24 protein-coding genes and 1 pseudogene are annotated in these 21,901 nt (G+C 69.7%); 7 read left to right on the top strand and 18 right to left on the bottom strand.

The window, feature by feature from the left end:
• Nucleotides 1-118: 118 nt before the first annotated feature.
• Nucleotides 119-958 (top strand): aminoglycoside phosphotransferase family protein, encoded by an 840-nt coding sequence (locus MJQ72_RS17090; RefSeq protein ID WP_240600155.1) that lies wholly within the window; start codon nucleotides 119-121, stop codon nucleotides 956-958.
• A gap of 46 nt (nucleotides 959-1,004) precedes the next feature.
• Here MJQ72_RS17090 and MJQ72_RS17085 read toward each other — a convergent pair whose 3' ends face one another.
• Nucleotides 1,005-2,213, bottom strand: coding sequence for a glycosyltransferase (locus MJQ72_RS17085; protein ID WP_240600152.1), 1,209 nt, complete (start codon nucleotides 2,211-2,213; stop codon nucleotides 1,005-1,007).
• 111 nt (nucleotides 2,214-2,324) lie between these two features.
• Nucleotides 2,325-3,062: an alpha/beta fold hydrolase gene (locus MJQ72_RS17080; protein WP_240600151.1), complete on the bottom strand. Its 738-nt coding sequence runs from the start codon at nucleotides 3,060-3,062 to the stop codon at nucleotides 2,325-2,327.
• Between the two features lie 40 nt (nucleotides 3,063-3,102).
• Here MJQ72_RS17080 and MJQ72_RS17075 point away from each other — a divergent pair, with 40 nt between their 5' ends.
• Nucleotides 3,103-3,603: a GNAT family N-acetyltransferase gene (locus MJQ72_RS17075; RefSeq protein WP_240600149.1), complete on the top strand. Its 501-nt coding sequence runs from the start codon at nucleotides 3,103-3,105 to the stop codon at nucleotides 3,601-3,603.
• A gap of 1 nt (nucleotide 3,604) precedes the next feature.
• On the opposite strand, the gene MJQ72_RS17070 is transcribed toward MJQ72_RS17075, so the two are convergent.
• Together MJQ72_RS17070 and MJQ72_RS17065 are read right to left on the bottom strand one after the other, a co-directional pair.
• Complete coding sequence (locus MJQ72_RS17070) at nucleotides 3,605-3,892, bottom strand: hypothetical protein (RefSeq protein ID WP_037342519.1); 288 nt, start codon at nucleotides 3,890-3,892, stop codon at nucleotides 3,605-3,607.
• A gap of 351 nt (nucleotides 3,893-4,243) precedes the next feature.
• Nucleotides 4,244-4,995: pseudogene (locus MJQ72_RS17065) on the bottom strand (AraC family transcriptional regulator).
• Between the two features lie 51 nt (nucleotides 4,996-5,046).
• On the opposite strand from MJQ72_RS17065, the gene MJQ72_RS17060 reads away from it, so the two are divergent.
• Nucleotides 5,047-5,610, top strand: a complete 564-nt coding sequence (locus tag MJQ72_RS17060; RefSeq protein WP_240601350.1) for a class I SAM-dependent methyltransferase — start codon at nucleotides 5,047-5,049, stop codon at nucleotides 5,608-5,610.
• Nucleotides 5,611-5,670: 60 nt separating this feature from the next.
• On the top strand, nucleotides 5,671-6,795 hold the full coding sequence (locus MJQ72_RS17055; protein ID WP_240600146.1) for a serine hydrolase: 1,125 nt from the start codon (nucleotides 5,671-5,673) through the stop codon (nucleotides 6,793-6,795).
• Here the strand turns inward: MJQ72_RS17055 and MJQ72_RS17050 are convergent.
• Nucleotides 6,792-7,916, bottom strand: coding sequence for an alkaline phosphatase family protein (locus tag MJQ72_RS17050; protein ID WP_240600144.1), 1,125 nt, complete (start codon nucleotides 7,914-7,916; stop codon nucleotides 6,792-6,794). The two genes, MJQ72_RS17055 and MJQ72_RS17050, sit on opposite strands and share 4 nt — an antisense overlap.
• Nucleotides 7,917-7,966: 50 nt before the next feature.
• Here MJQ72_RS17050 and MJQ72_RS17045 point away from each other — a divergent pair, with 50 nt between their 5' ends.
• Nucleotides 7,967-8,179 (top strand): zinc ribbon domain-containing protein, encoded by a 213-nt coding sequence (locus MJQ72_RS17045; RefSeq protein WP_240600141.1) that lies wholly within the window; start codon nucleotides 7,967-7,969, stop codon nucleotides 8,177-8,179.
• 98 nt (nucleotides 8,180-8,277) lie between these two features.
• A complete protein-coding gene (locus MJQ72_RS17040) occupies nucleotides 8,278-9,198 on the top strand; it encodes a mechanosensitive ion channel family protein (protein ID WP_240600138.1) in 921 nt (306 codons plus the stop codon).
• A 34-nt stretch (nucleotides 9,199-9,232) separates the two neighbouring features.
• Here MJQ72_RS17040 and MJQ72_RS17035 read toward each other — a convergent pair whose 3' ends face one another.
• Both MJQ72_RS17035 and MJQ72_RS17030 read right to left on the bottom strand, forming a co-directional pair.
• Complete coding sequence (locus tag MJQ72_RS17035) at nucleotides 9,233-9,616, bottom strand: DUF6401 family natural product biosynthesis protein (protein WP_240600136.1); 384 nt, start codon at nucleotides 9,614-9,616, stop codon at nucleotides 9,233-9,235.
• Nucleotides 9,617-9,850: 234 nt separating this feature from the next.
• Nucleotides 9,851-10,969, bottom strand: a complete 1,119-nt coding sequence (locus MJQ72_RS17030) for a PLP-dependent aspartate aminotransferase family protein (protein WP_240600133.1) — start codon at nucleotides 10,967-10,969, stop codon at nucleotides 9,851-9,853.
• A 59-nt stretch (nucleotides 10,970-11,028) separates the two neighbouring features.
• On the opposite strand from MJQ72_RS17030, the gene MJQ72_RS17025 reads away from it, so the two are divergent.
• Nucleotides 11,029-11,502 carry an Lrp/AsnC family transcriptional regulator gene (locus tag MJQ72_RS17025; protein WP_240600131.1) on the top strand — a complete coding sequence of 158 codons (474 nt, stop codon included), beginning with the start codon at nucleotides 11,029-11,031 and terminating at the stop codon, nucleotides 11,500-11,502.
• Here MJQ72_RS17025 and MJQ72_RS17020 read toward each other — a convergent pair whose 3' ends face one another.
• From MJQ72_RS17020 to MJQ72_RS16970, 11 genes are all read right to left on the bottom strand, one after another.
• The gene (locus MJQ72_RS17020) at nucleotides 11,503-12,336 is read right to left on the bottom strand and encodes a hypothetical protein (RefSeq protein WP_240600128.1); all 834 of its coding nucleotides are present in this window, start codon (nucleotides 12,334-12,336) and stop codon (nucleotides 11,503-11,505) included.
• Nucleotides 12,337-12,346: 10 nt separating this feature from the next.
• On the bottom strand, nucleotides 12,347-12,712 hold the full coding sequence (locus tag MJQ72_RS17015; protein WP_240600125.1) for a hypothetical protein: 366 nt from the start codon (nucleotides 12,710-12,712) through the stop codon (nucleotides 12,347-12,349).
• A 10-nt stretch (nucleotides 12,713-12,722) separates the two neighbouring features.
• Nucleotides 12,723-14,498, bottom strand: coding sequence for a 3-hydroxyacyl-CoA dehydrogenase family protein (locus MJQ72_RS17010; RefSeq protein ID WP_240600122.1), 1,776 nt, complete (start codon nucleotides 14,496-14,498; stop codon nucleotides 12,723-12,725).
• A gap of 191 nt (nucleotides 14,499-14,689) precedes the next feature.
• On the bottom strand, nucleotides 14,690-15,364 hold the full coding sequence (gene dhaM / locus MJQ72_RS17005) for a dihydroxyacetone kinase phosphoryl donor subunit DhaM (protein WP_240600118.1): 675 nt from the start codon (nucleotides 15,362-15,364) through the stop codon (nucleotides 14,690-14,692).
• Nucleotides 15,361-15,984 (bottom strand): dihydroxyacetone kinase subunit DhaL, encoded by a 624-nt coding sequence (gene dhaL, locus MJQ72_RS17000; protein ID WP_240600115.1) that lies wholly within the window; start codon nucleotides 15,982-15,984, stop codon nucleotides 15,361-15,363. Before dhaL ends, dhaM begins: the two co-directional genes overlap by 4 nt.
• Nucleotides 15,984-16,985: a dihydroxyacetone kinase subunit DhaK gene (gene dhaK / locus MJQ72_RS16995; protein ID WP_240600112.1), complete on the bottom strand. Its 1,002-nt coding sequence runs from the start codon at nucleotides 16,983-16,985 to the stop codon at nucleotides 15,984-15,986. The genes dhaL and dhaK overlap by 1 nt, the downstream gene beginning before the upstream one ends.
• Before the next feature lie 69 nt (nucleotides 16,986-17,054).
• Nucleotides 17,055-18,056, bottom strand: a complete 1,002-nt coding sequence (locus MJQ72_RS16990; protein WP_240600109.1) for a DUF3558 domain-containing protein — start codon at nucleotides 18,054-18,056, stop codon at nucleotides 17,055-17,057.
• 47 nt (nucleotides 18,057-18,103) lie between these two features.
• Nucleotides 18,104-18,367, bottom strand: a complete 264-nt coding sequence (locus MJQ72_RS16985; protein ID WP_240600107.1) for a hypothetical protein — start codon at nucleotides 18,365-18,367, stop codon at nucleotides 18,104-18,106.
• A 10-nt stretch (nucleotides 18,368-18,377) separates the two neighbouring features.
• On the bottom strand, nucleotides 18,378-20,075 hold the full coding sequence (locus MJQ72_RS16980) for a sodium:solute symporter family protein (protein WP_240601349.1): 1,698 nt from the start codon (nucleotides 20,073-20,075) through the stop codon (nucleotides 18,378-18,380).
• Nucleotides 20,076-20,239: 164 nt separating this feature from the next.
• On the bottom strand, nucleotides 20,240-21,040 hold the full coding sequence (locus MJQ72_RS16975) for a hypothetical protein (RefSeq protein WP_240600105.1): 801 nt from the start codon (nucleotides 21,038-21,040) through the stop codon (nucleotides 20,240-20,242).
• 67 nt (nucleotides 21,041-21,107) lie between these two features.
• The gene (locus tag MJQ72_RS16970; RefSeq protein WP_240600104.1) at nucleotides 21,108-21,884 is read right to left on the bottom strand and encodes a hypothetical protein; all 777 of its coding nucleotides are present in this window, start codon (nucleotides 21,882-21,884) and stop codon (nucleotides 21,108-21,110) included.
• Nucleotides 21,885-21,901: the final 17 nt, after the last annotated feature.

Raw genomic sequence — 21,901 nt, 5'->3', positions numbered from 1 at the left:
AAACCTTGTGGTGGTCAATTTGCGGTCGCCGGGCGGGTTCGGGACCCATTCCGGCGGCTAGTGGGGATCGTAGCCCTCACTACCGACAGTCGCGCGCACCGGCTGGCAAGATCGGGCCGTGACCGACGGACACACACGTGCGGGAGTGGCGGCGGCGGTCGCCATCGGTGACCGGTTCGGCCTGCCGACCGGCCGCCCCGAGGTCCTGCATTTCAAGTCGAACGTGCTGGTGAGACTGGGTCCGGTGGTGGCACGGGTCCCCGGCACGACCCGGCTCGCCCGGTCCTCGCCCGAGGAGTGGCTCGCGCGCGACGTCGAGCTGTCGAAGCACCTCACGGAACGTGATGTGCTCGTCGTCTCACCGACCATGGATCCCCCGGCAGGACCGCATTTCGCCGACGGACTCCCGGTCACTCTCTGGCACTACACCCCGCACGAGCCGGGGCACACGCTGTCGCCACGCGAGGTGGCGCTTTCCCTCGCCCGGGTGCACGACGCGCTCGCCGACTACCCCGGTGAACTGCCCGAACTCGGGCCGGTCCGCGAACTCCGGACGCTGCTCGACCGGCACGGCGCCGCCATGGGCCCCGCGCTGCCCCGGTTGTACGACGAACTCGAACGGGTCGCGGCGGCGCTTCCGGACGGCGAGGCCCGGCCGCTGCACGGAGACGCCCACCGGGGGAACGTCGTCGCGACGGCGGCCGGGCCGTGCTGGCTCGACTTCGAGGACACCTGGCGCGGGCCGCTCGGCTGGGACCTCGGCGTGCTCTACGCGGAGGCCGGACGCGCGACTCTGGACGCGTACCCGGCCGGCTTGGCGCCTTCGTCGCTGGAGCCGTTCATCGCGCTGCGACGGCTGTTCGAGGTCCCGTGGCGGTTCGTGATCGCGCGGCGGTTCCCGGAGCGGCTCCCTGAGGCCGAAGCCGCCCTCGAGCGCTATCTCTCCTCCCGCGTTTAGTCCTCTGGATGCGGTCGTTGCACGCGCAAGTACCGCATCGAGAGGACTAAACGCTGGAAATCAGGAGCTGGGCCGCCACATCGACGCCGTCCGTCCGCACCTCGCCGCCGATCTGCCCGGCCCGAGAGGCGACCTCGGGGCGAAGCACCTCGCCCAAAGCGAGCGTCAGCGCTTCGGCCGAGGGCTCCCCCGAGATCGACGTCCCCACCCCGAGATCGCGGACACGCCGCGCGAAGTACGGCTGGTCGAACATCTGCGGCACCAGCACCTGCGGCACCCCGGCCCGGGTCGCCGCGGTGGTGGTACCGGCGCCGCCGTGATGCACGACCGCCGCGACCCGGGGGAACAGCGCCTGCTGGTTGACGTCCCCGATCGCGATGCAGTCGGGTTCGTCGTCGATCAGTGCCAGCTCGGTCCAGCCGCGGAACACGATCGCCCGCCGTCCGTGCGCCCTCGCCGCTTCGATCATCGCCTTCGCGATCTCCTCCGGCGCGCGGATGCTCCCGAAGCCGAAGTAGACCGGCGGTTCCCCGTCGTCGAGGAACGCCTCCAGTTCCGGCGACAACGGGCTGTGGTCCGGCAGGAGCCAGGCACCGGTCTGGTGGACGTCCAGCGCCGACGGGCCCAGCCACGGCGCCAGCACCGGATCGGCGGCCAGCCACGGATGCTCGGTGAAGATATGCCCGCGGACGTCGTCCACCGGCCCGAGGCCGAGCTTTTCCCGCTGCGCGTTCAGCACGCCGCCCCATTGGCCGTTCCACCGTTCCGCGTCGTCCGCCCACAAGGCCGGTATCGCGGCATCGGGATCTTTCGGCGCCCATCCCGGGAAAACGGGCGGACGATGGTGCAGTGAAGGCAGCGTTATCGGGCAGTAGGCGGTGAAGAAATACGGAATCCCTTTTTGTTCCGCCACCGAATGGGCGGCGATGTTCAAGGCCATTCCCGCGACGACGGCGTCGCAGCCCTCGGCCGCGTCCGGCATCGTCTCGAACTGGTTCACCACCATGGCCTCGGCCATCGCGCGCCGCCCTTCCGGCGTGGCCATCGCCTTGGTCATCGCGGAATCCGGCTTCGCCGTCGACCGCAGTTCCGGCCCCAACGGCGCGAAGGAGATCCCGAGACGTTCGGCCCACTCACGGAAATCCGGCGGCGCGCAAAGCCGGACTTCCCGGCCGAGTTCCCGCAATCGCACCGCCAGTGCCACCAGCGGCTGTACCTCACCCCTCGTCCCGATAGTGGACAGGAGTACACGCATGGGAATCCCCCTTCGGCAAAAACGTGAAGGCACGAATTGTGCACCGGGAATGGGGGCTTGCCGCAAGCCCTGGGGTCCGCTATACCTTTAAAGGGGCGAGGGGAACCTTTCTCAGGCGGGATACCAGCCCAAGATCGCTTCGACGACTCCGGCCGGATCCTCCAGCGGCGTCAGATGCCCCGCCTCCGGCAGTACGACCAAGGTCGCGTCAGGCAGCGTTTCCACCAGGGTGTTCGCCGCTTCCAGCGGGGTCAGGCCGTCCTCTTCGCCGACCACGACCAGCGCCGGCACGTCCGCCGAGCGCAGCGGTTCGAGCGAATCGGGCCGGGCCGCCATCGCGCGCGCCGCCCACGCGATGCCGGACGGCGGCTGAGTCGTGATCAGTTCGCGAAGCCGTTCGGCCACTTCCGGGCGTGCCTTTTCGGCGAGCAATCCGGGTGTAACGGCTTCGGGCATCCAGCCGGCGCCTTCCGCTTCCACCCGGGCCGCGACGTCGTGCCGGGCCTGCGCGGCCTCGGGCGTGTCGGCCGTCGCCTTCGTGTCGATGAACACGAGCCCGCCCACGCGTTCCGGCGCGAGGCGCAGCACCGCCATCGTCAGGTAGCCGCCCATCGAACAGCCGCCGAGGACGACCTTGTCGAGCCCGAGCCGGTCGAGCAGCGCGACCACGTCGCGGGCGGCGTCGTCCAGATCCGGCTCCCGGTCCGTTTCCGGCAACGGGCTGCGGCCGAGACCGCGCTGGTCGGGGGTGATCAGCCGCAGGCGTTCCGAGAGCGGCGCGCGGACCGCGTCCCACATCCGGGCGTCGACGGGGAAGGCGTGCAGCAGGACCAGCGGGAGATCGTTCATGGCGATAATTCTGTCGCACCCTGACGCTACCGTCAGAACCGTGCTGACAGAGATCAAGACGGAGAGGCTGCTGCTGCGGAGGCTGCGCGAGGCGGACCGCGAGAACATCGTCGCGCTGCAGGCCGATCCGGAGACGAACAAGTTCAACGTCGTGCCGCACACCGTCGAGGGTGCGCGTGAGCTGTACGACGCCTGGATGAAGCAATGGGCCGAGCACGGGTTCGGCTATCTCAGGGTGTCCGCTTCGGACGATCCGGACGTGATCGTCGGGTTCGGCGGCGTCCGGTATCACGAATGGAACGGCGAGCGCGTGCTGAACCTCGCGTACCGCTTCTGGCCGTTCGCCTGGGGCAAGGGCTACGCGACGGAGATGGCGGCCGCGGTCGTCGACTGGGCCGAGCGGGAGATCCCCGACGTCCCGGTGATCGCCAACATCATGGTGTCCAACGAACCGTCGATCCGGGTCGCCGAGCGGCTCGGCTTCAAGGTCCACACGGAGGAGGAGTTCGAGGGAGCGCCCTCGCTGCACATGCGGCGCTGAGTCACCAGCGGCCCGGACGGCGCCGGGACCGCGCGCCCCAGCACGCCTTGTGCCAATGGCGGCGGTCGGCGACCCCGCCGGTGTCGTCGGCGGGCCAGGCGACCACATGCGGGGTCCCCTGCCGGATCTCGTGGTCGCAACCGGGACAGCGGTAATCCTTGGTGGCCTGCGCGCCGGGCACGGTGCGCACCAGCCACTCGCCGTCGGAGGCGGATTCGGAGCGCGCCCAGCCGGTCGACGCGCCGAGGTCGGGGCGTCCACCGCGTTCGGGCCGGTTACGTCGTGGCACGCCCGAAACGGTATACGGCGGGCCCGCCCGGCCGGCGAGCTGAGCGCCCGGGGTCACATCAGATCCGCCCCAAGCACGCGAGTTACGCCCCCAAGCACGCGAGTTACGCCTCCAAGCACGCGAGTTCCGCCTCCAAGCACGACGATGCCGGAGGACGGCGCGCGGTGGACTCGGCAACGGGTGTGTCGTCCGCCTGATCACGGGTGTCGTCCATCGGATCACGCGTGTCGTCCGCCCGATCACGCGCGGCGGAACCGGAACATCCGTGACGGAAGACGGAACTCGCGTGACGGAAGCCGGAACACGCGTGCTCAGAGACGGAACTCGCGTGCTTGAAGGCGTAACTCGGGGTCAGCCGCCGAAGTAGGCGCCCGGCGTCACCCCGACCGCGCGGCGGAACGCGGCGACGAAAGCGCTCGGCGAGGAGTAGCCGATCCGGCGGGAGACCGCGGTCAGCGGCATACCCCGGCCAGCAAGGGCAGTGACGCGCGCAGGCGGGCCTGGACCCGCCACGCGCCGAACGTCGTGCGGCATTCGGTGAGGAACAGCCGCGCGAGGGTGCGTTCGCTCGCACCCGCGTGCTGGACGAAATCGGCGAGGGCGCGGCGGTCCGAAGGATCGGCGATCACCGCTCGCGCGACGGCCAGCGCCCGCTCGTCGGACGGCATCGGCACGGTGATCGGTACGACGTCCACCGGTTCGAGCAGGTCGAAGGCGACCGCCTCGGCCCGGCGGCGCGCGTCGTCGCCGAGGTCGGCCGCGCCGAGGTGCTCCAGCAGTTCGCGCAGCAGCGGGCGGACGGCGACGAGGGTCGGTTCGGGCCAGCGCACCGGGCATCGGTCGCGAGCGGCGTAGATCCCCCGCAGCACGGTTTGCGCGGTGGCGCCGGTCCGGTGGACGACCCCGGCCGGGATCCAGAGCGCCCGCGTCGGCGGCAGCACCCAATACCGCTCGCCGACGTTCACGCTCAGGATCCCCCGCGCCGCCCAGGCGAGCTGGTGGCCGTCGTGTTCGTGCCACGGGAGCCAGGTGCCCGCCGGCAGGTCCATCTCACCGAGCACCATCGCCGTGGACATCGGCGGCAGGAGTCCGATATTCGACATCGGTTGGCAGCCTATCGCCTACCGGTCACCGTTAGCTTCGGATTCATGCCGATGAACCTGGTGCACCGCAAACTCTGCAGTTCCGCGCTGTGGGCGAAGGCCGTCGCCGCCGAGATGCCGGGCAACGTCGCCGGCTTCGACCTCGGCGACTCCGTCCTGGAGATCGGACCCGGCTTCGGTGCGACCACGCGCGCGCTCGTCGGGCTCGTCCCCCGGCTCACCGCCGTCGAGATCGACGAGGCCTCGGCGGACCTCCTCAAACGGGAATTCGACGGCCGGGTGCGGATCGTCGAGGGCGACGGAGCGGCGATGCCCTTCGAGGACGGCGAGTTCTCGGCGGTCGTCTGCTTCACGATGCTGCACCACGTGCCGACCACGGCGTTGCAGGACTCGATCTTCGCCGAGGCGTTCCGCGTGCTCCGCCCCGGCGGTGTCCTGCGCGCGATCGACAGCCTGGAGAGCCTGCCGTTCCGGCTCCTCCATATCGGCGACACGATGAACACGCTCGACCCGGTCTCGCTCTGGCCCCGGCTCACCGACGCCGGGTTCACCGACATCAAGGTCGACCACGTGCCGAAGCGGAGCGTGCGGTTCTCGGCCAGGAAGCCCTCCTGACCGGCTAAGAGGGGTTTATAGGGGCTGTCCCGGCGCCGGGCGCCTCCTAGCGTCGGGCGTATGAATCGTCTGTTTCGCGGTATGGCGGCGATCGTCGCCGGCACCGCCTTGTTCTCCGGAACACTCACCGCAGGCCAGGCCATCGCCGCCCCTGCCAGGGAAGGCCTGCAAAAGGCGCTGGACGACGCCGTCGCCGCCGGTGCGCCCGGCGCGTACGCCGCGGTGCTCGACCAGGACGGCGGCTGGCACGGCCAGAGCGGCGTCCGCGACGTCACGACGGGCGGCGCGCCGGACCCCCGCGGCCGGTTCCGGGCGGGCAGCATCACCAAGAGCGTGGTGGCCGCCGCCGTCCTGCAACTGGCCGGTGCGGGCGAGGTCGGCCTCGACGACCGCGTCCAGGACCGCCTTCCCGGGCTGCTGCCGTACACCGAGCCGATCACCGTACGCCAGTTGCTGCAGCACACCAGCGGGATCCCGGCGACCGACCGGTGGAACAGCCTGCCCGAGATCGACACCACCCGCTGGCAGCACCAGCCACCGGAAGAGACCATCCGGCGGGGCACCGAGGGCAAGCCGCTGGCCTTCCCGCCCGGCCAGGGCATGGTGTACTCCAACACCAATTACGCCGTGCTCGGGAAACTCGTCGAAAAGGTCACCGGCGAGGAGCTGAACTCCGTGCTGCAGCGACGGGTTCTCGACAAGGCGGGGATGCGGGACAGCTCCCTCCCGTACCGCTATCCCTACGTCCACCACGCGGCCGCCCGCGGTTACGAACGGCTGTACGGCCCCGACGCGCCGCTGACCGATGTCACCGACTACGAGATGTCGCGGTTCTGGGGTTCCGGGAACCTGATCTCCACCACCGACGACCTGAACCGGTTCTATGGCGCCCTGTTCAGCGGACGGCTCTTCCCCGCCGCGCAGCTCGCCGAGATGCGCAAGACCGTGCCCAGCGGCGTTCCCGGAGTGGACTCGGGCCTGGGCGTCATGCGGCTCCGGCTCCCGCAGGGCTGCGCCGCGCCGGAGGCATGGGGCTTCAACGGTTCGGTGCCGGGCTACAACACCTGGAGCATGCGGACCTCCGACGGGGCCAGGCAGATCACGGTCGGCGTCACCACGAACCTGACCTCAGAAGCCGCGCGCTCGGCCGTGTTGCGCGCGATGTTCGCCGAGTTCTGCGGCTAGCCGCGCGCGAGGACCAGCGGGACGAGTTGTTCGGCCGGCGTGAGCGAGCCGTGCTGGCCGACCAAGGAGGACTCGACTGCCTCCGCCAGTTCCCGTACGAGCCCGAAACGGCCTTTCGCCGCCACGACCACGTCACCGATGCGCGGGCGGACCCGATCGGCGACCGGCCCGAACCAGCCCGCCTCGACGGCCTCGTCGCGCGGGAGGATCCAGGCCCGGTCGCCGATCACCTCGCGCCAGGCCGCCAGGACGTCGGTTTCCGCGCCCGCTTCGCTGTAGACGTGCCGTGCCCGGACCTCGCCCCCGATGGCCCGGACCCCGCCGAGCAGGGCGGGGGTCTCGTCGATGTCGAGCGCGCCCTCGACGGTCACCATCCCGTGGTCGGCCACCACCGCCAGCAGCGCCCCGGCGGGCAGCCCGTCCACAATGGACTCCACCAGCCTGTCGACCTGCCGCAGCTGCATCCGCCACGGCGCCGAACCCGGTCCGTAGATGTGGCCCAGCATGTCGAGCTCGCTGTGATAGCCCCAGCAGAACGCGGGCCGCGCTTCGAGGCAGTGCAGGACGCAGGCGGCCAGGTCGCCGAGCGCGTGGACACCCACATAGCGCGCGCCGGACTGCGTCGCCCGGGTGAGCGCGGTATCGGCGAACTTCGCCGAAGACACCACGCTGGTCGTGATCCCGGCGGCCGCCGCGCGTTCGAACGTCGTCGGCAGCGGCTGCACCTCGCGCGGCGGCAACGCCCCGCGGAGGTCGCCGCCGTCCACGTGGCTGCTCCAGCGCAGCGCGTTCAGGACGCCGGTGCCCGGCACCTCGAAGCTGTACCCGACCAGGCCGTGCTCCCCTGACGCCAGCCCCGTGCCGATCGCGCCGAGACCGGCCGCCGTCGTCGCCGGGAAACCGACCCTCAGCGGCGACTTCGCCAGCTGGGTGAGGACGGGCGCGTCGGCGGCGTGCTCGGCCAGCAGCTCCCAGCCGAGCCCGTCGATGAGCAGGACACAGGCGCTGGAGGCCTCCGTGAGGCTCAGCGAATTGGCGAACTCTCCGGCGCCGAGGGCGGACAGCACGGACGGGACGACTTGGCCGAGGTGCGGCACATGCGCCGCGACAGGCAGTTCCACCAGGCCAGCTTGCCATCCCGGCGGCCGGAAGGAGATGGGATAATGGCGGAATGCCGACCTACGCCTACCGCTGCCGCGAATGCGCCGGAACCTTCGAACTGCTGCGGCCGATGAGCGAGTCCGGTGCGCCCGCTCCGTGCCCGGAGGGCCATCAGGACACCGTCAAGCTGCTGACGACCGTCGCGCTGACCGGATCGGCTTCCGGTCCTGCCCCTGTTTCCGCAGGTGGAGGCGGTTGTTGCGGTGGAGGCTGCTGCAGTTGACCCACCCGTTCGGGTGGCGGAACGTGTGATCGCCCGAATGGCGGGTACCCCCTTCCCACCAGTCTGGAAGCTCCAGTGGTGGGAAGGGAGAAAGTCCAGTGGCCACATCAGCACTGGCGGCCGTCGACTTCGGTCAAGGCGTGTCGAGCGCCTGGAGTTCGGTCGCCACCTTCGTCCCGAAACTGCTCGCGTTCCTGGTCATCCTGTTCATCGGCTGGCTGATCGCCAAGGCGCTCTCGAAGGCCGTGAGCATGGTGCTCGAGAAGGTCGGGTTCAACCGGCTGCTCGAACGCGGGGGCTTCAAACAGATGCTCGCGCGCAGCCAGTTCGACGCCTCGGGCATCATCAGCAAGATCGTCTACTACGCGATCCTGCTGATCGCCCTGCAGTTCGCGTTCGGCGTGTTCGGCCCGAACCCGGTGAGCGCGCTGCTCAACGACATCGTCGCGTGGCTGCCGCGCGCCATCGTCGCGATCGTCATCGTGGTGATCGCCGGCGCGGTCGCCAAGGCGGTCAAGGATCTGATCGGCAACGCCCTCGGCGGTGTCTCCTACGGCAAGGTGCTCGCCACCATCGCGTCGGTGTTCATCTGGGGCCTCGGCGCGATCGCCGCGCTGAACCAGATCGGCGTGGCCACCGCGGTCACGATGCCGGTGCTGATCACCGTGCTCGCCACGGTCGGCGGTATCGCCGTCGTCGGTGTCGGCGGTGGTCTCATCAAGCCGATGCAGCAGCGCTGGGAGACCTGGCTCGGCCGGGCCGAGGCGGAGATCCCCGCCGCGAAGGCACAGGCCGAGGCCTACCAGCGCGGTCGCGAGGACGCCGGCCGCTCGGGTGAGGTGCCCGCCGAGCGGACGACGGTCAACCAGCCGGTGTCCGCCGGACACCACGCCGCGAACCCGAACGCGCCGACGCAGCACCAGCAGTTCCCGCCCAGCCAGGGTCAGGTGCCGCAGCACCAGGATCCCGGCCAGCGGCCCCCCGGTGGAAACATGCCCCCTCCGCCGGAGTACCGCTGACCTTCCACGGGAGCGGGTGGGGCGTCCGGCCGCCCTACCCGTTCCCGGTCGGCTGGGTCCGCCGGTCGTCCATCGAGGCGGCCAGCGAACACACGCCGACCAGCCGCGCGGTCAGCCAGTCGCTGGTGGTCCACGCGGTCAGATCGGCCGGAGCCCGCAGCGTCCAGCCCTTGGCCTTCGCCTCGTCAAGCAGCCCGCGCGTGTAGCCGGCGAGGAGGACGACCCCCGCGACCGCCGCCGAGCCTTCGACCCCGACCGCGAGGATGTCCCGCACCGCGGCGGAGTGCTGATCGAAGACGGCCGACAGCCCGGGCACGGCCGCCGCGGCGGCGAGCCCGGCCACCCCGATCTGCTGGTGCAGCCGGGAAAGCGTGCTACGAGCCGAAGATTCCACCCAGGACGAGACCAGATCTTTCACCCGACCAGGTTAACCAGGCCGGACGATTTGTCGACATCCCGGTGATGACGATCGCAGAACTCAGAGCCTGTCGGCGGAGCTGAGATCCATCCGGAAAGTGACCAGACGCGTGAACCCGCCCGGCCGAAGGCCCCGCTATCGCGGTGGCAGGGCGCCTTATCCACGTCCGTGAGGTGGACAACCAGGCGGCGCCCTGCCGACGTCGATCGCGGACGCGGGTTCACCAACAGGAACTCAGCACGCCTTGAGTGCCTGATCCAGGTCGTGCCACAGGTCCTCGACGTCCTCCAGCCCCACCGACATGCGGATCAGCCGGTCGGTGACCCCCGCGCCGCGCCGGTCGTCCTCGGCGACGATCCGGTGGCTGATCGAGGCGGGATGCTGGATGAGCGAGTCCACGCTGCCGAGGCTGACGGCCGGGGTGATCAGCCGGACCGCGCCGATGAGCGCGTGCGGATCGCCGTCGACCTCGAACGCGATCAGCGGGCCACCGACGGCCGGGTAGTGCACGGCGCTCACGTTCGCGTGGCCGCGAAGCCGCTCGACGAGTTCGGCGGCCGTCGCGGACGCGGCGTTGACGCGCAGCGGAAGGGTCGAGAGGCCGCGAAGCAGCATGTATCCGGCAAGCGGGTGCAGCACGCCTCCGGTGGCGAAGCGGATCTGTCGCAACATCCCCGCGTCTTCGGCGTCGCAAGCCACGATGCCGCCCATGACGTCGCCGTGTCCGCCGAGGAACTTGGTGGCGCTGTGCAGGACGAACCGGGCGCCGTGCCGTCCCGGCCGCTGGAGCACCGGAGTCGCGAAGGTGTTGTCGACCAGCACCGGGACCTCGCCCGCGGCACGCACGATCTCGGCGATGTCGACCTCGCGCAGGGTCGGGTTCGCGGGCGTTTCGAGCAGCACCAGCCCGGTGTCGGGGCGCAGCTCCGAGGCCACGCTTTCCGGATCGGCCCAGGTCACCTCGGTGCCGAGCAGCCCGGACGTGAGCATGTGGTCGGTGCAGCCGTAGACCGGTCGGACGGCGACGATATGCCGCTTGCCCTGCGCCACCGCGGCGAGCAGCGAGGCCGATACCGCGGCCATGCCGGTGGCGAACGCGACGGCGTCTTCGAACCCTTCGAGTTCGGCCAGCGCCTTCTCGAAACGCTCGACGGTCGGGTTGCTCAGGCGCCCGTAGACCGGGAGCCCGGACAGCGAGCCCGTGGCGGCGAATTCGTCGATGCGGCCCGCCTCCTCGACGCTGTCCCGCGACGGGTAGGTCGTGGACAGGTCGAGCGGAGCGGCGTGGACGCCGAGGTCCGTGAGATCGTCACGGCCGGCGTGGACGGCTCGGGTGCGCAGCGTTGCGGTCATACGCCAGATGGTGCGATTTTCTCCGGACCTGCCGCAATATGCTCGGATATCATTCGCCGATGGCGGATTCTGTCGAACTGAGCACGGTTGATCTTCGAATTCTGCGGCTCTTGCAGAACGACGCCCGGATCTCGAACAAGGATCTGGCGGCCGAGGTCGGCGTCGCGCCCTCGACCTGTCTCGACCGCGTCAACCGGCTGCGCGAGCTCGGGGTGATCATCGGCCAGCGCGCCGAGGTGGACGCGGCCAAACTCGGCCGCCCGCTCGAAGCGCTCCTGTTCGTCCAGGTCCGCCCGCACCGGCGAGCGCTGGTCGACTCGTTCGTCGAGCATCTGCTCGCGCTGCCCGAGGTCCGCGCCGTCTACCACCTGACCGGCCCGGACGACTTCCTCGCGCATGTCGCCACCGCTTCGGCGACCGAGCTGCAACGGCTGGTGCTCGACGAACTGACCGCCCGCGACGAGGTCGCCCGGGTGCACACGAACCTCGTCTTCCAGCACTGGAGCGGGGGACCTTTGCTACCACCCGGCTGATCAGGCGATGCGGACCTTGAACGGATGCCGCGGATCGGTGGGGCAGGTGAAGATGTTCAGCACTCCCCGGTCGCCGAAAGCCCAGCCCGCCGGTCCGTCCTCGTCGACCCCGCAGCCACAGCCGACCTCGTGTTCCTCCGTGGCCAGCGCGATCGTCTGTCTCAGCTCGGCGCCGCACTCCCGGCAGCCCAGATCGACGCGACCGGCCGCGTGCCAGGCCGTCCAGCCGCCGATCTTCGCGTAGTGGTCCAGCTCGGGCCAGCCCTCCGGGTCTTCGCTCGCGCCTTCGGGGATGCCGAGCGCGGCGCGGGTCTCCGGCGGGAAGTCGCAGAGCCGGGGCAGCTCGTCGATCGAGCACGGCTCGAAGACGCAGGGTTCCGGCAGGTAGGCGTCTTCGGCGTCTTCGGGGGCGGGCGGCGGGTCCGCGATGTCCCCCACCTCGCCGGAGTCGCGCCACACCAGCCGGACCGCAGGGCCGCGGTGGTACGGGTTGTCGTGCTCCAGGGGGCAGAACAGGATCTGCAGGACGTCGGTGCCCTCCGGGAACGGCTGCTCCGGGAAGTCGTCGCGGAAGAACTGCGCCGCGCCGACCATCGCCGGGACCGGTTCGTCGAGCGGATGCCCGCCCGGCCACGCGTCGTCGGACGCGTCGGGGTCCGGCGGCCAGGTCACCGGGCACTCCGGCCAGGGCTCGTCCGACGGCCAGAGCAGCGGGCCGCCGAAGTGGCTTTCGTCCGGACGAGGCAGTCCCGGCGCGGGGTGCAGCCGGATGGCCGTCCGGACCAGGTCGTTCAGACCGGGGATGGGCACCCCGTCGTAGGTGAGCTGACGCACTCCCGGGAGCTTAGAGGTCCGGCAGCGGATCTTCAGGCTTTGCCCCGTCCCGCATGATCTCCGCGTCGGCGGCGTGCACGACGGCGATGTACTCGTCGTCGATCTCGTAGTCGACGCCGTTGAACTTGAACCACGGGACGGTCGAGGTGTCGACCGGCCCGATCCGATGGTTTCGCGTCGTCGTCGCGACGACGCGTTTCGGCATCTTCCGGCTCAGGTACCCGGTGGTCAGGATCGTGATCGTCGCGCGGGTCACCGCGAAGAACACACTGGGGTTGGTGCTGCCGAAGACGTCCGCCGGGAACACATAGTGGATCTCGTCGTCCGGATCGAGGAGTTCCTTGATCCGTTTCCTGACCCCCGAGGAAACCGGCATGGCACCCAAGTTACCGCGCCGAGTAGTCCTTGAAACCCTTCCCCGTCTTCCGGCCCAGCCGTCCGGCGGTCACCAGGTGCTCCAGCAGCGGCGCGGGCGCGAAGCCCTCTTCCCGGAATTCGTTGTACAGCGTCCGCTGGATCGCCAGCGAAACGTCCAGCCCGACGACGTCGAGCAGTTCGAAGGGACCCATCGGCAGCCCGCAGCCGACCTTCATCGCGGTGTCGATGTCGTCGGCCTCCGCGTAGTGCGCCTCGAGCATCTTCACCGCGTCGTTCAGGTACGGGAACAGCAGCGCGTTCACGATGAACCCGGCCCGGTCCCCACAGTGCACGGGGTGCTTGCCCACGGCCGCGCAGACGGCGTCGACGGTCGCGATCACGTCGGGAGCGGTCGCGATGGTGGAGACGACCTCGACGAGTTTCATCACCGGCGCCGGGTTGAAGAAGTGCACGCCGACCACGTCGGAAGGCCGCGAGGTGGCGGCCGCGCATTCGATGACCGGCAGCGAGGACGTGGTCGTCGCCAGGACCGCGCCCGGCTTCACGACGTCGTCGAGCGCGGCGAAGACGGCCTGCTTCACGGCCAGGTCTTCGGCCACCGCCTCGACGACGAGGTCGACGTCGGCCAGTTCCTCGAACTCCACCGCCGGCGAGATCCGGCCGAGCGCGGCGGCGGCGTCCTCCTCGGACAGCCTGCCCTTGACGACGGCCTTGTCCAGCGACTTCTTCACCCGCGCGACCGATGCCGCGGCCTTTTCCGCGCTCCGGGCCCGCAGGATGACCTCGTAGCCGCGTTTCGCGAACACCTCGACGATGCCCGTCGCCATGGTCCCGGTCCCGACGACGCCGACCTTGCGCACCTCGCGAGCCGCCGCGGTGTCCGAATTGGACACTGTGACCGCGTCGGTCACCGTCGGTGAATCGGGCTCGTCGTAGGTGTAGAAACCCTGACCTGTCTTCCGGCCGAGCAGCCCGGCGGTGATCATCTGCTTCAGCAGCGGGGCCGGCGCGTGCAGGCGGTTGCGCGACTGGTGGTACATCGTGTCGAGGATCTCGTACGCGGTGTCCAGCCCGATGAGGTCGAGCAAAGCCAAGGGCCCCATGGGATATCCACAGCCGAACCGCATCGCCGCGTCGAGATCCTCGCGGGTGGCGTAGCGCTGCTCGTACATCCGCACGGCGTGGTTGAGATACCCGAAGAGCAGGGCGTTGGCGATGAACCCGGCGCGGTCGCCGATCACCACCGGGGTCTTGCCGAGCCGTTCGGCGAACGCGACCACGTCGGTGACCACGTCGGGTTCGGTGACGACGGTGCGGACGACCTCGACCAGCTTGAGGATCGGCGCCGGGTTGAAGAAGTGCATCCCGACGACCTTGCCCGGCCGCGCGGTGTGCACGCCGATCTCGGTGATCGACAGCGAGGAGGTGTTCGAGACGAAGATCGTGTCCGGGCCGGTGATCTTGTCCAGCTGCGCGAACACGTCGGATTTCGCTTCGAGGTTCTCCGGGATCGCCTCGATCACCAGGTCCACATCGGACAATTCCGCCAACGACGTGGTGTACCGGATCCGGTCCAGGAGAGCGCTCCGGCCGTCGGCGTCGAGCTTGCCGCCGGACACCGCCCGTTCGGTCGAATGCTCCAGATGACCCCGGCCGCGGTGGACGCCGTCGTCGTCGATCTCCACCGCGACCACCGACACGCCGCTCCGCGCGAGCACCTCGGCGATCCCGGCACCCATGGTGCCGAGACCGATGACTCCCACACTCGAGATTTCCCGCGCCACAACCGGCCTCCGGAGGTTACTCGCTGGTAGTTTCTCCGATCGTGCCATGCCGGGGCGCGGAAAGCAGCGGCTGTCACCCTCCGAATCGAGTAAGTGTCACTCGCGTAAGAGAGCTGAAGGACGCTTTCTCCGCATGTGACGCAGGGAAAGCGCCCTTCACCGCGCGAGATGAGGGGAAAGCGTCCTTCAGCTCACTCGCCGAAGTTCTGGTCCACCAGGTCCTTGATCTTGGTGAGCGCTTCGTCGGCCTGCGCGCCCTTCGCGCGGACCTCGATCCGGTCGCCCTGGCGCGCGCCGAGCGCCATCAGCGCGAGCACGCTGTTGGCGTCCGCGGTCTCGTCGCCCAGCCGCACGGTGACCTGCGCGTCCAGCCCCGCGATGCTGCGGACCAGGACAGCGGCGGGCCGCGCGTGCAGCCCGACGTCGTTCCGCAGCGTGAGTTCGACACTGCTCTCGCCGTCCTGCGCGCCTCCGTCGAACGTCAGGTCCGGGGGCGCGCCCGCCGACGCGGCCGCTTCGGCGACGGCCTTGCGGTCCGCCCCGCCCTGCGCCGCGACGGCGGCGGCGATCGAGCCCTCGACCAGCGGCGCGTCCACGACGACCGCGGCCGACGGGTCGGCGAGCGATTCGACCGCCAGTTCCGCGGTCATCTGCGCGCTGCCGAGGTCGTACAGCAGGACGACACCCGATCCCGAATCGGCGCGCTGCGTCGCGGCGACGACCTCGTCGTAATCCGTTCCGATCCCGCCGTCGGCCAGGCCGCCCGCCGCCGCGATGGTGACGTCCGGCGCCATCTGCGCGGCGAGTTCCGCGAGCCCTTCGGCGAGTTTGGCGCTGTGGGAGACGAGCACGATTCCGACGCTCACTTGGCGGCCTCCGCGAAAGCGCGCAGCAGCAGCGCCGTCGAACGGGCGCCGGGATCCATATGTCCCTTGGCCCGCTCGCCCAGGTACGACGCCCGTCCCTTGCGCGGCACGAGGTCCACAGTGGACTCGGCACCCTTGTCCGCCGCGTCCGCCGCCGCCGTCAGAATCTCCGCGACGCCGGAGCCCGCGGCCTCCTCGGCGGCGGAGACCGCGGGGATCAGGGCGTCGACCATGGTCGCGTCTCCCCCGACGGCCTTGCCGCGTGCCTGCACTCCTTCGAGCGCCGCGCGCAGGGCCTCGACCAGCAGCGCGCCGTCCACTTCGGCCGCGTCGCCCAGTTTCACCGACGCGCGCAGGAAAGCCGTGCCGTACAACGGGCCCGCCGCGCCGCCGACCTTCGAGATCAGCGTCGTGGCGGCGAGCTTCGCGACCGCGGCGGGAGTCTCGGGCGTGGCGGAGTCCAAAGCGGACACGATGGCGGTGAAGCCCCGGTCCATGTTCTCGCCGTGGTCGGCGTCGCCGATCGCGCGGTCGAGGTCGACCAGTTCGGCACGGTGCTCGGCGATCACGGCGGCCGCCGCCCGCAAGGCGGCGGCGAGCGTCTCGGCGGTGCAGGCCATCAGACTCCCCACCTCAGGGCCGGGGTGTTCACCGGCGCGTCCCACAACTCGGTCAGCTCGTCGTCCAGTTTCAGCAACGTCAGGCTCATCCCCTGCATCTCGAGGCTGGTGATGTACGGCCCCACCAGCCGCCGTTCGACCACGATCCCACGCTCGGCCAGCAGCCGCTCGGCGATCCCGTGGGCCAGGTACAGCTCGACCAGCGGGGTCCCGCCCATCGAGTTCGTGAACAGCAGGACCTTGTCGCCCTCGGCGAAGGGCAGGTCCGTGACCACCGCTTCGACCATGCGCGCGACGAGTTCGTCGGCCGTCACCACGGCGGTCCGCTCGATACCGGGCTCGCCGTGGATGCCGATGCCGAACTCGATCTCGTCGTCGGCGAGGTCGAAACTCGGCTCGCCCGCGTGCGGCACGGTCGGCGCGGTGAGCGCGACACCGATCGACCGCACCTGACCGATCACCTTGCGCGCCAAAGCCTCCACCGCGTCGAGCGTGTCGCCCCGTTCGGCGGCGGCACCGGTGATCTTCTCCAGCAGCACCGTGCCGCCGACACCGCGACGGCCCGCGGTGTAGGTGGAGTCCTTGACCGCGACGTCGTCGTCGATGACCACGCTGCGCACGTCCAGCCCTTCGGCGGCGGCGAGTTCCCCGGCGGTCTCGAAGTTGAGCACGTCGCCGGTGTAGTTCTTCACGATCAGCAGCGCGCCCGCGTCCCCGGTGGTGGCCTTGACCGCGGCTTCCACGGCGTCCGGCGTCGGCGAGGTGAACACCGCGCCCGGGACGGCGGCGGCGAGCATGCCCTGCCCGACGAAGCCGCCGTGCAGTGGTTCGTGCCCCGAGCCGCCGCCGGAGATCACCGCGACCTTGCCGTCCAGTGGCGCGTCCACGCGCACCACGATCGCCGGGTCGTCCTCCACGCGCAGGACGTCCGCGTGCGCCGCGGCGAGTCCGCGCAACGATTCCGCGACCACCGTCTTCGGGTCGTTGATGATCTTCTTCAAGGGTGGCCTCCGGCACGTCGGCGGGTGGGGTGTCCCCTTCCTACCTCTCCCGGCCGGATGCCGCCAGCGTCAGGGCTTCGGCAGCTTGGAGATCACCGATTTGGCGATCTTCACGGCCTTGCCGCACGACGCCGCTTCGTCGGACTTCTCGTCGTAGTTCTTGTAGATCACGCTGGCGATCTCGACCTCGTCGTCGGCCCACGGCTTGTGCTGCCACTCGATCTTGCACTCGGCGTCGCTGCCGCTGCCGATCTTCTGGTACGCGCTGACGCCGTCGAGGTCGACCTTCTTGTTCCCGTCGCGTTCCTCCGGCGGAAGGCCGCGGCGGAAGCCGATCGAGATCCTCGGGTTGGAGCCCGGCGTCCAGTCGCAGGAGTGGAAGGAGGTCAGCGTGGTCGCGCCGTGCGGCACCACCTCGTTGAGGACGGCGCTGTCGGCGGCGGTGCACGGATCGACCCCGGTGAGCGTGCCCGCGCCCGCCTGGTACTTCGCCGGTGACGCGTGCAGGCTCTTCACGGCCTTCGCGGCCACCGCACGGCCTGTCGCGCACGCGTCGCCGCCGTCGTAGGTGACCGAGAAGCTGATCCCGCGCTCGGGCTTGCGCAGGGTCATGATGCCGACGTCGCAGCTCTTCCCGTCCTTGTCCTTCCGCTCGATCTGCGGCAGCCCGTCGACCGCCGAAACGGTGACGCCGTTGATCGAGGAGTAGGTCGACGCGCCGATCTCGACCCTGACCGTGAGCGCCTTGCCGCCGGCGTCCACGGCCTTCGCCCGGCAGGTGCCGAACGAGCTGAGATTCGCCGTCGGCTCCTCCGGCGTGCCGAGGCCGCTCATCACTTCCTTGCTCACCAGCCCGCACGGGTCGATCGTGCGCAGCACCGCGGGGGTGACCGCCGGATCGTTGATGTCCCCGTCGGGCACCGAGCCGGAACCGGAGCCGGGTTCGGCGGCGACGGTGGTGCGGGCGAAGTTGGACTTGCCGAGGTTCTGACCGCAGGCCGAGAGCACGCCCAGTGCGGCGACCAGGGCCAGCACGGACGCGATCCGGCGACGTCGAGCGTTGAGCAGCACGAGATGCACGGTAGCCGGAGCCCTTCGCCGCTGTCCGGACAACCCGGCTATTCGCCGCCCTCGCCCTCGGTGCTCGGCGGCACCACGATGGGCCGCAGCTTCGCCCACAGCACGAACAGCGCCGCGAACACCAGCATGCCGATGCCCGCCCACAGGTTGATGTTGACGTCGGCGGCCTTGGCCAGCTCCTCCTCGGTGGTGAAGCCGATGCCCATGATCGTGAGCACCAGCCCGTAACCGCCGATGAGCAGCGCGATGATCAGCCGGATGTCGAAAACGCCGGCCTTCTTGGGAGCTTGCGAAGCAGCCATCTCCGGCCTCCTAGAAGATGATGTTGAGCACGATGGTCAGGATCAGCACGATGCCCGCGAGCAGGCCCGGCTTGCGGTACCAGCCCGCGTCGTCGCCGGTCTCGTCGTGCTTCAGCGACTCCTTCGGGGTGAGGGAGTAGACGAGGCCGACCAGCTGGGCCTCCGGCTTCGGCGCGGTGGCGAGCGAGACCCCGACACTGACCGCGATGTCGACGACGAACGCCGTACCGGCGGCCACGAAGCTGATGCCCTGCCCGGTGAGCCCAAGGACCCCGGCCTGCGACAGCAGCCACACGGTGATCGCGGAGGCGGTACCGGACACCAGGCCGACCCAGCCCGCCGTCGGCGTCATCCGCTTCCAGAACATGCCGAGGATGAAGGTGGCGAACAGCGGCGCGTTGAAGAAGGAGAACAGGTCCTGCAGGTAGGTCAGGATGTTCCCGGAGTTCGACGCGATGAACGCGGTGCCGATCGCCAGCACGGTGCCGATGGCGGTGACGAGGCGGCCGAGCCGGAGGTAGTAGCCGTCCGACTCGTTCTTCTTCACGTACGACTGCCAGATGTCGTAGGTGAACACGGTGTTGAACGAGCTCAGGTTCGCGGCCATCCCGGCCATGAACGAGGCGAGCAGACCGGCCAGCGCGACGCCGAGCATGCCGTTGGGCAGCAGGTCGCGCATCAGCAGCAGGATGGCGTTGTTCGCGGTCACGCCGCTCGGCGCTTCGCCGCCGTCGAGCAGGACCTGCTTGTCCTGGACGTACTCGGAAACGGTGACCGCGGCGATCATGCCGGGGATGATCACGATGAACGGGACCAGCATCTTCGGGAAGGCGCCGATGATCGGCGTGCGGCGCGCGGCCGACATGCTCTTCGACGCCATCGCGCGCTGGACCTCGACGAAGTTCGTGGTCCAGTAGCCGAAGGACAGCACGAAACCGAGACCGAAGACGAGGCCGAGGATCGACAGGAAGCTGTTGCCGAAGCCGGTGAGGTTGTCACCCGGCCACGAGTGCAGCTGCGCTTCGCCGCCGGGGCTCGCGGTGACCTTGTCGACCAGGCCCTGCCAGCCGCCGACCTTCACCAGGCCGACGATGGTCAGCGGCAGCAGGGCCGCGACGATCACGAAGAACTGCAGGACCTCGTTGTAGATCGCGGCGGAAAGGCCGCCGAGCGCGGTGTAGGAGAGCACGACCGCGGCCGCGACGATGATCGAAACCCACAGCGGCCAGCCGAGCAGGAGGTTCACCACGCTGGCGAGCAGGAACAGGTTCGCGCCCGCGATGAGGATCTGCGCGCTCGCGAAGCTGATGCCGTTGACCAGGTGGGCGGGTTTGCCGAACCGGCGGAGCATGAACTCCGGGACACTGCGGACCTTCGAGCCGTAATAGAACGGCATCATCACGATGCCGAGGAACAGCATCGCCGGGATCGCGCCGATCCAGAAGTAGTGCACGGTCGGCAGGCCGTAGAGCACGCCGTTGGCCGACATGCCCATGATCTCGACCGCGCCGAGGTTCGCCGAAATGAAGGCGAGACCGGTGACCCAGGCGGGCAGCGACCGGCCCGAGAGGAAGAAGTCGAGGCTGCTCGAGACCGACCTCCGCGCCATGTACCCGATGCCGAGCACCAGCGCGAAATAGAAGGCGAGCAGGACGTAGTCGATCGGACTTGCGTCGAGCCGCAGGTTCGCATCGGCCAGCACGTGCAACCGACTCACCTCCATAGTGAAAATGTCCACGAGAAACGCCGGTATCGCGTCAATCGCGGACCATACTGCATGGATTCAGGAACGGCAGTGCGGGTGGGCGACGACTGACCTGACGTGTCTGTTTCAGGGCGATTCTTGACAATTCCTGTCCGGTCGGCGGCGCTTCAAGACGACCGCGGTAGCCGTATCGCTTCGATTTCGAGGTCGCTCAGCAACGCTTCGATCAGGGATCGCGGACCGGCGACCTTGGTGGCCCACAGGTCGTAGTCGGTGCACAGGCACCAGGACCGATCTTCGGCCCACAGATTGGACGGGCTGAAGTCCGCCTCGGAATGGTCGTACAGGAACCCGGCGTCACCCAGGCGCCCAGCGCGCACGTGGAGGTTGTCGAAGTCCTCGGCGCCCAGGGTCAGCGGGTTGTAGTAGGCGAAGCAGGGAGTATCCGGACCCGCCGGACTGAATTCGGCTAGCACGGCGACTAGCCTCGTCCAGGTCTCGCGGTCCAGGCTCCCCTCGGTCGGCGGGATGATCCCGAGCGGCCAGCTGCCGTCCTTCCTGACCGAGGGGAAGCATCGGAAGCACGGCAGTACCCCCGACGGGACCACCGGATCGCCGGTGCGGCGGGCGAGTTCCGCCCAGCGCAGCCGCCGCCATCCGGGACCGGGATGCCCGGCGCGGCCGATTCCCCCTCCGGTGGTCACGCCCACGGCGTCGAGGTCGAGGTCGAGGTCTCCGATGATGTGCGGCTCGACGCTCCCTTCGGCCACCAGAGCCTGGCGATGCTCGTGGTACGACGTTTCGGACGGCCCCTGCTCGTGCTCGTACATCGCGTTGAGCACCCACACCGCGTCCGGCATCGGTGGCGGCATGAACCCGGTCAGGCCGTCGCCGCACAACTCGCGCAGCCAGTCGGTGGCGCCGGACGGCGCGAGCGGCCATGTTCTCGACAGCGGTTCTCGTGGCACTCCGTCATGATCGCGGAAAAGGGCCGCTCCGTCGCCGGAACGGCCCTCTCCCGTGACCGGTGGGGGTTTACCGGTCCGTGGGCAGGCCCACTTCGCCGTCCTCCTTGATCAACCGGGCGAGGACGTCGTCCGGCATGTACGTGCGGTGCGGGTAGCCCGAACCCCACGAGTTGAGGAACGGCACGGCGCCGAGTTCGTCGGCACGCGGGTTGCCGAGTACCTCGTGCACCTCGTCGACCGACGTCGCCCAGCGATAGGCCTGGAGGCCGTTCTTGGCATCGGGCGTGTAGGCGGCCCGCTCGACGTGGTCGTCGTCGGCGTAGGTCTCCGACCACGGGACGTGGCCCAGTTCGAGCAGGACCTCGGCCGCCGCGCGGACGGACGTGCCGTTGTTGTCACCGGGGTTGGTCTCGTCCCATTCGTCACGCAGCTTCGACTGGTCCCACAGCCACCGCGCGGCGTACAGGTCGCCGTTGAACATCGTCATGCAGCGCGACCAGCCGAAGCCGACGCAGGCGCCTTCCTTGCCCTGGTCGTAGAAGGCGTACTGGGTTTCGCCGTCCGTCGACTCGCCGGGTTCGAGGCAGACGCAGTGCCCGCCGCGGATCCTGGTGAGCGATTTCGCGCCGCCCTTCGCGACGAAGAACTCGCCGGACTTCTCGTCCTTCTCCGGTACGTCGAATTCCTTGTACCAGTTGACACCGATGACGACCGGCGACCGGGTGGGCCGGTCCTCGGTGGCCAGCGCGGTCAGCGGATAGCGCTCGACGTGGCGCCAGTCGTCCGGGACGAACCGGCCGAGGCGGCCGTCCGCCGGGTCACTGCCGATCGGGCGATAACGCATGGGATCCTCCTATCCCT

Source organism: Amycolatopsis sp. EV170708-02-1, assembly GCF_022479115.1.
Taxonomy (GTDB): Bacteria; Actinomycetota; Actinomycetes; order Mycobacteriales; family Pseudonocardiaceae; genus Amycolatopsis.
Note: the sequence above shows the minus strand (reverse complement) of the source record. Positions and strands in the feature narration are given on the sequence as shown.

Bases quoted from the DNA above. Each gene is read 5' to 3' on its own strand.
- MJQ72_RS17015 (WP_240600125.1), bottom strand. From the start codon at position 12,712: ATGCCGGTTTCCTCGGGGGTCAGGAAACGGATCAAGGAACTCCTCGAT.
- MJQ72_RS16970 (WP_240600104.1), bottom strand. From the start codon at position 21,884: ATGCGTTATCGCCCGATCGGCAGTGACCCGGCGGACGGCCGCCTCGGC.
- MJQ72_RS17080 (WP_240600151.1), bottom strand. From the start codon at position 3,062: ATGAACGATCTCCCGCTGGTCCTGCTGCACGCCTTCCCCGTCGACGCC.
- MJQ72_RS17025 (WP_240600131.1), top strand. From the start codon at position 11,029: ATGGCGGATTCTGTCGAACTGAGCACGGTTGATCTTCGAATTCTGCGG.
- MJQ72_RS17085 (WP_240600152.1), bottom strand. From the start codon at position 2,213: ATGCGTGTACTCCTGTCCACTATCGGGACGAGGGGTGAGGTACAGCCG.
- dhaL (WP_240600115.1), bottom strand. From the start codon at position 15,984: ATGGCCTGCACCGCCGAGACGCTCGCCGCCGCCTTGCGGGCGGCGGCC.
- MJQ72_RS17055 (WP_240600146.1), top strand. From the start codon at position 5,671: ATGAATCGTCTGTTTCGCGGTATGGCGGCGATCGTCGCCGGCACCGCC.
- MJQ72_RS17045 (WP_240600141.1), top strand. From the start codon at position 7,967: ATGCCGACCTACGCCTACCGCTGCCGCGAATGCGCCGGAACCTTCGAA.
- MJQ72_RS16985 (WP_240600107.1), bottom strand. From the start codon at position 18,367: ATGGCTGCTTCGCAAGCTCCCAAGAAGGCCGGCGTTTTCGACATCCGG.
- MJQ72_RS17060 (WP_240601350.1), top strand. From the start codon at position 5,047: ATGAACCTGGTGCACCGCAAACTCTGCAGTTCCGCGCTGTGGGCGAAG.
- MJQ72_RS17030 (WP_240600133.1), bottom strand. From the start codon at position 10,969: ATGACCGCAACGCTGCGCACCCGAGCCGTCCACGCCGGCCGTGACGAT.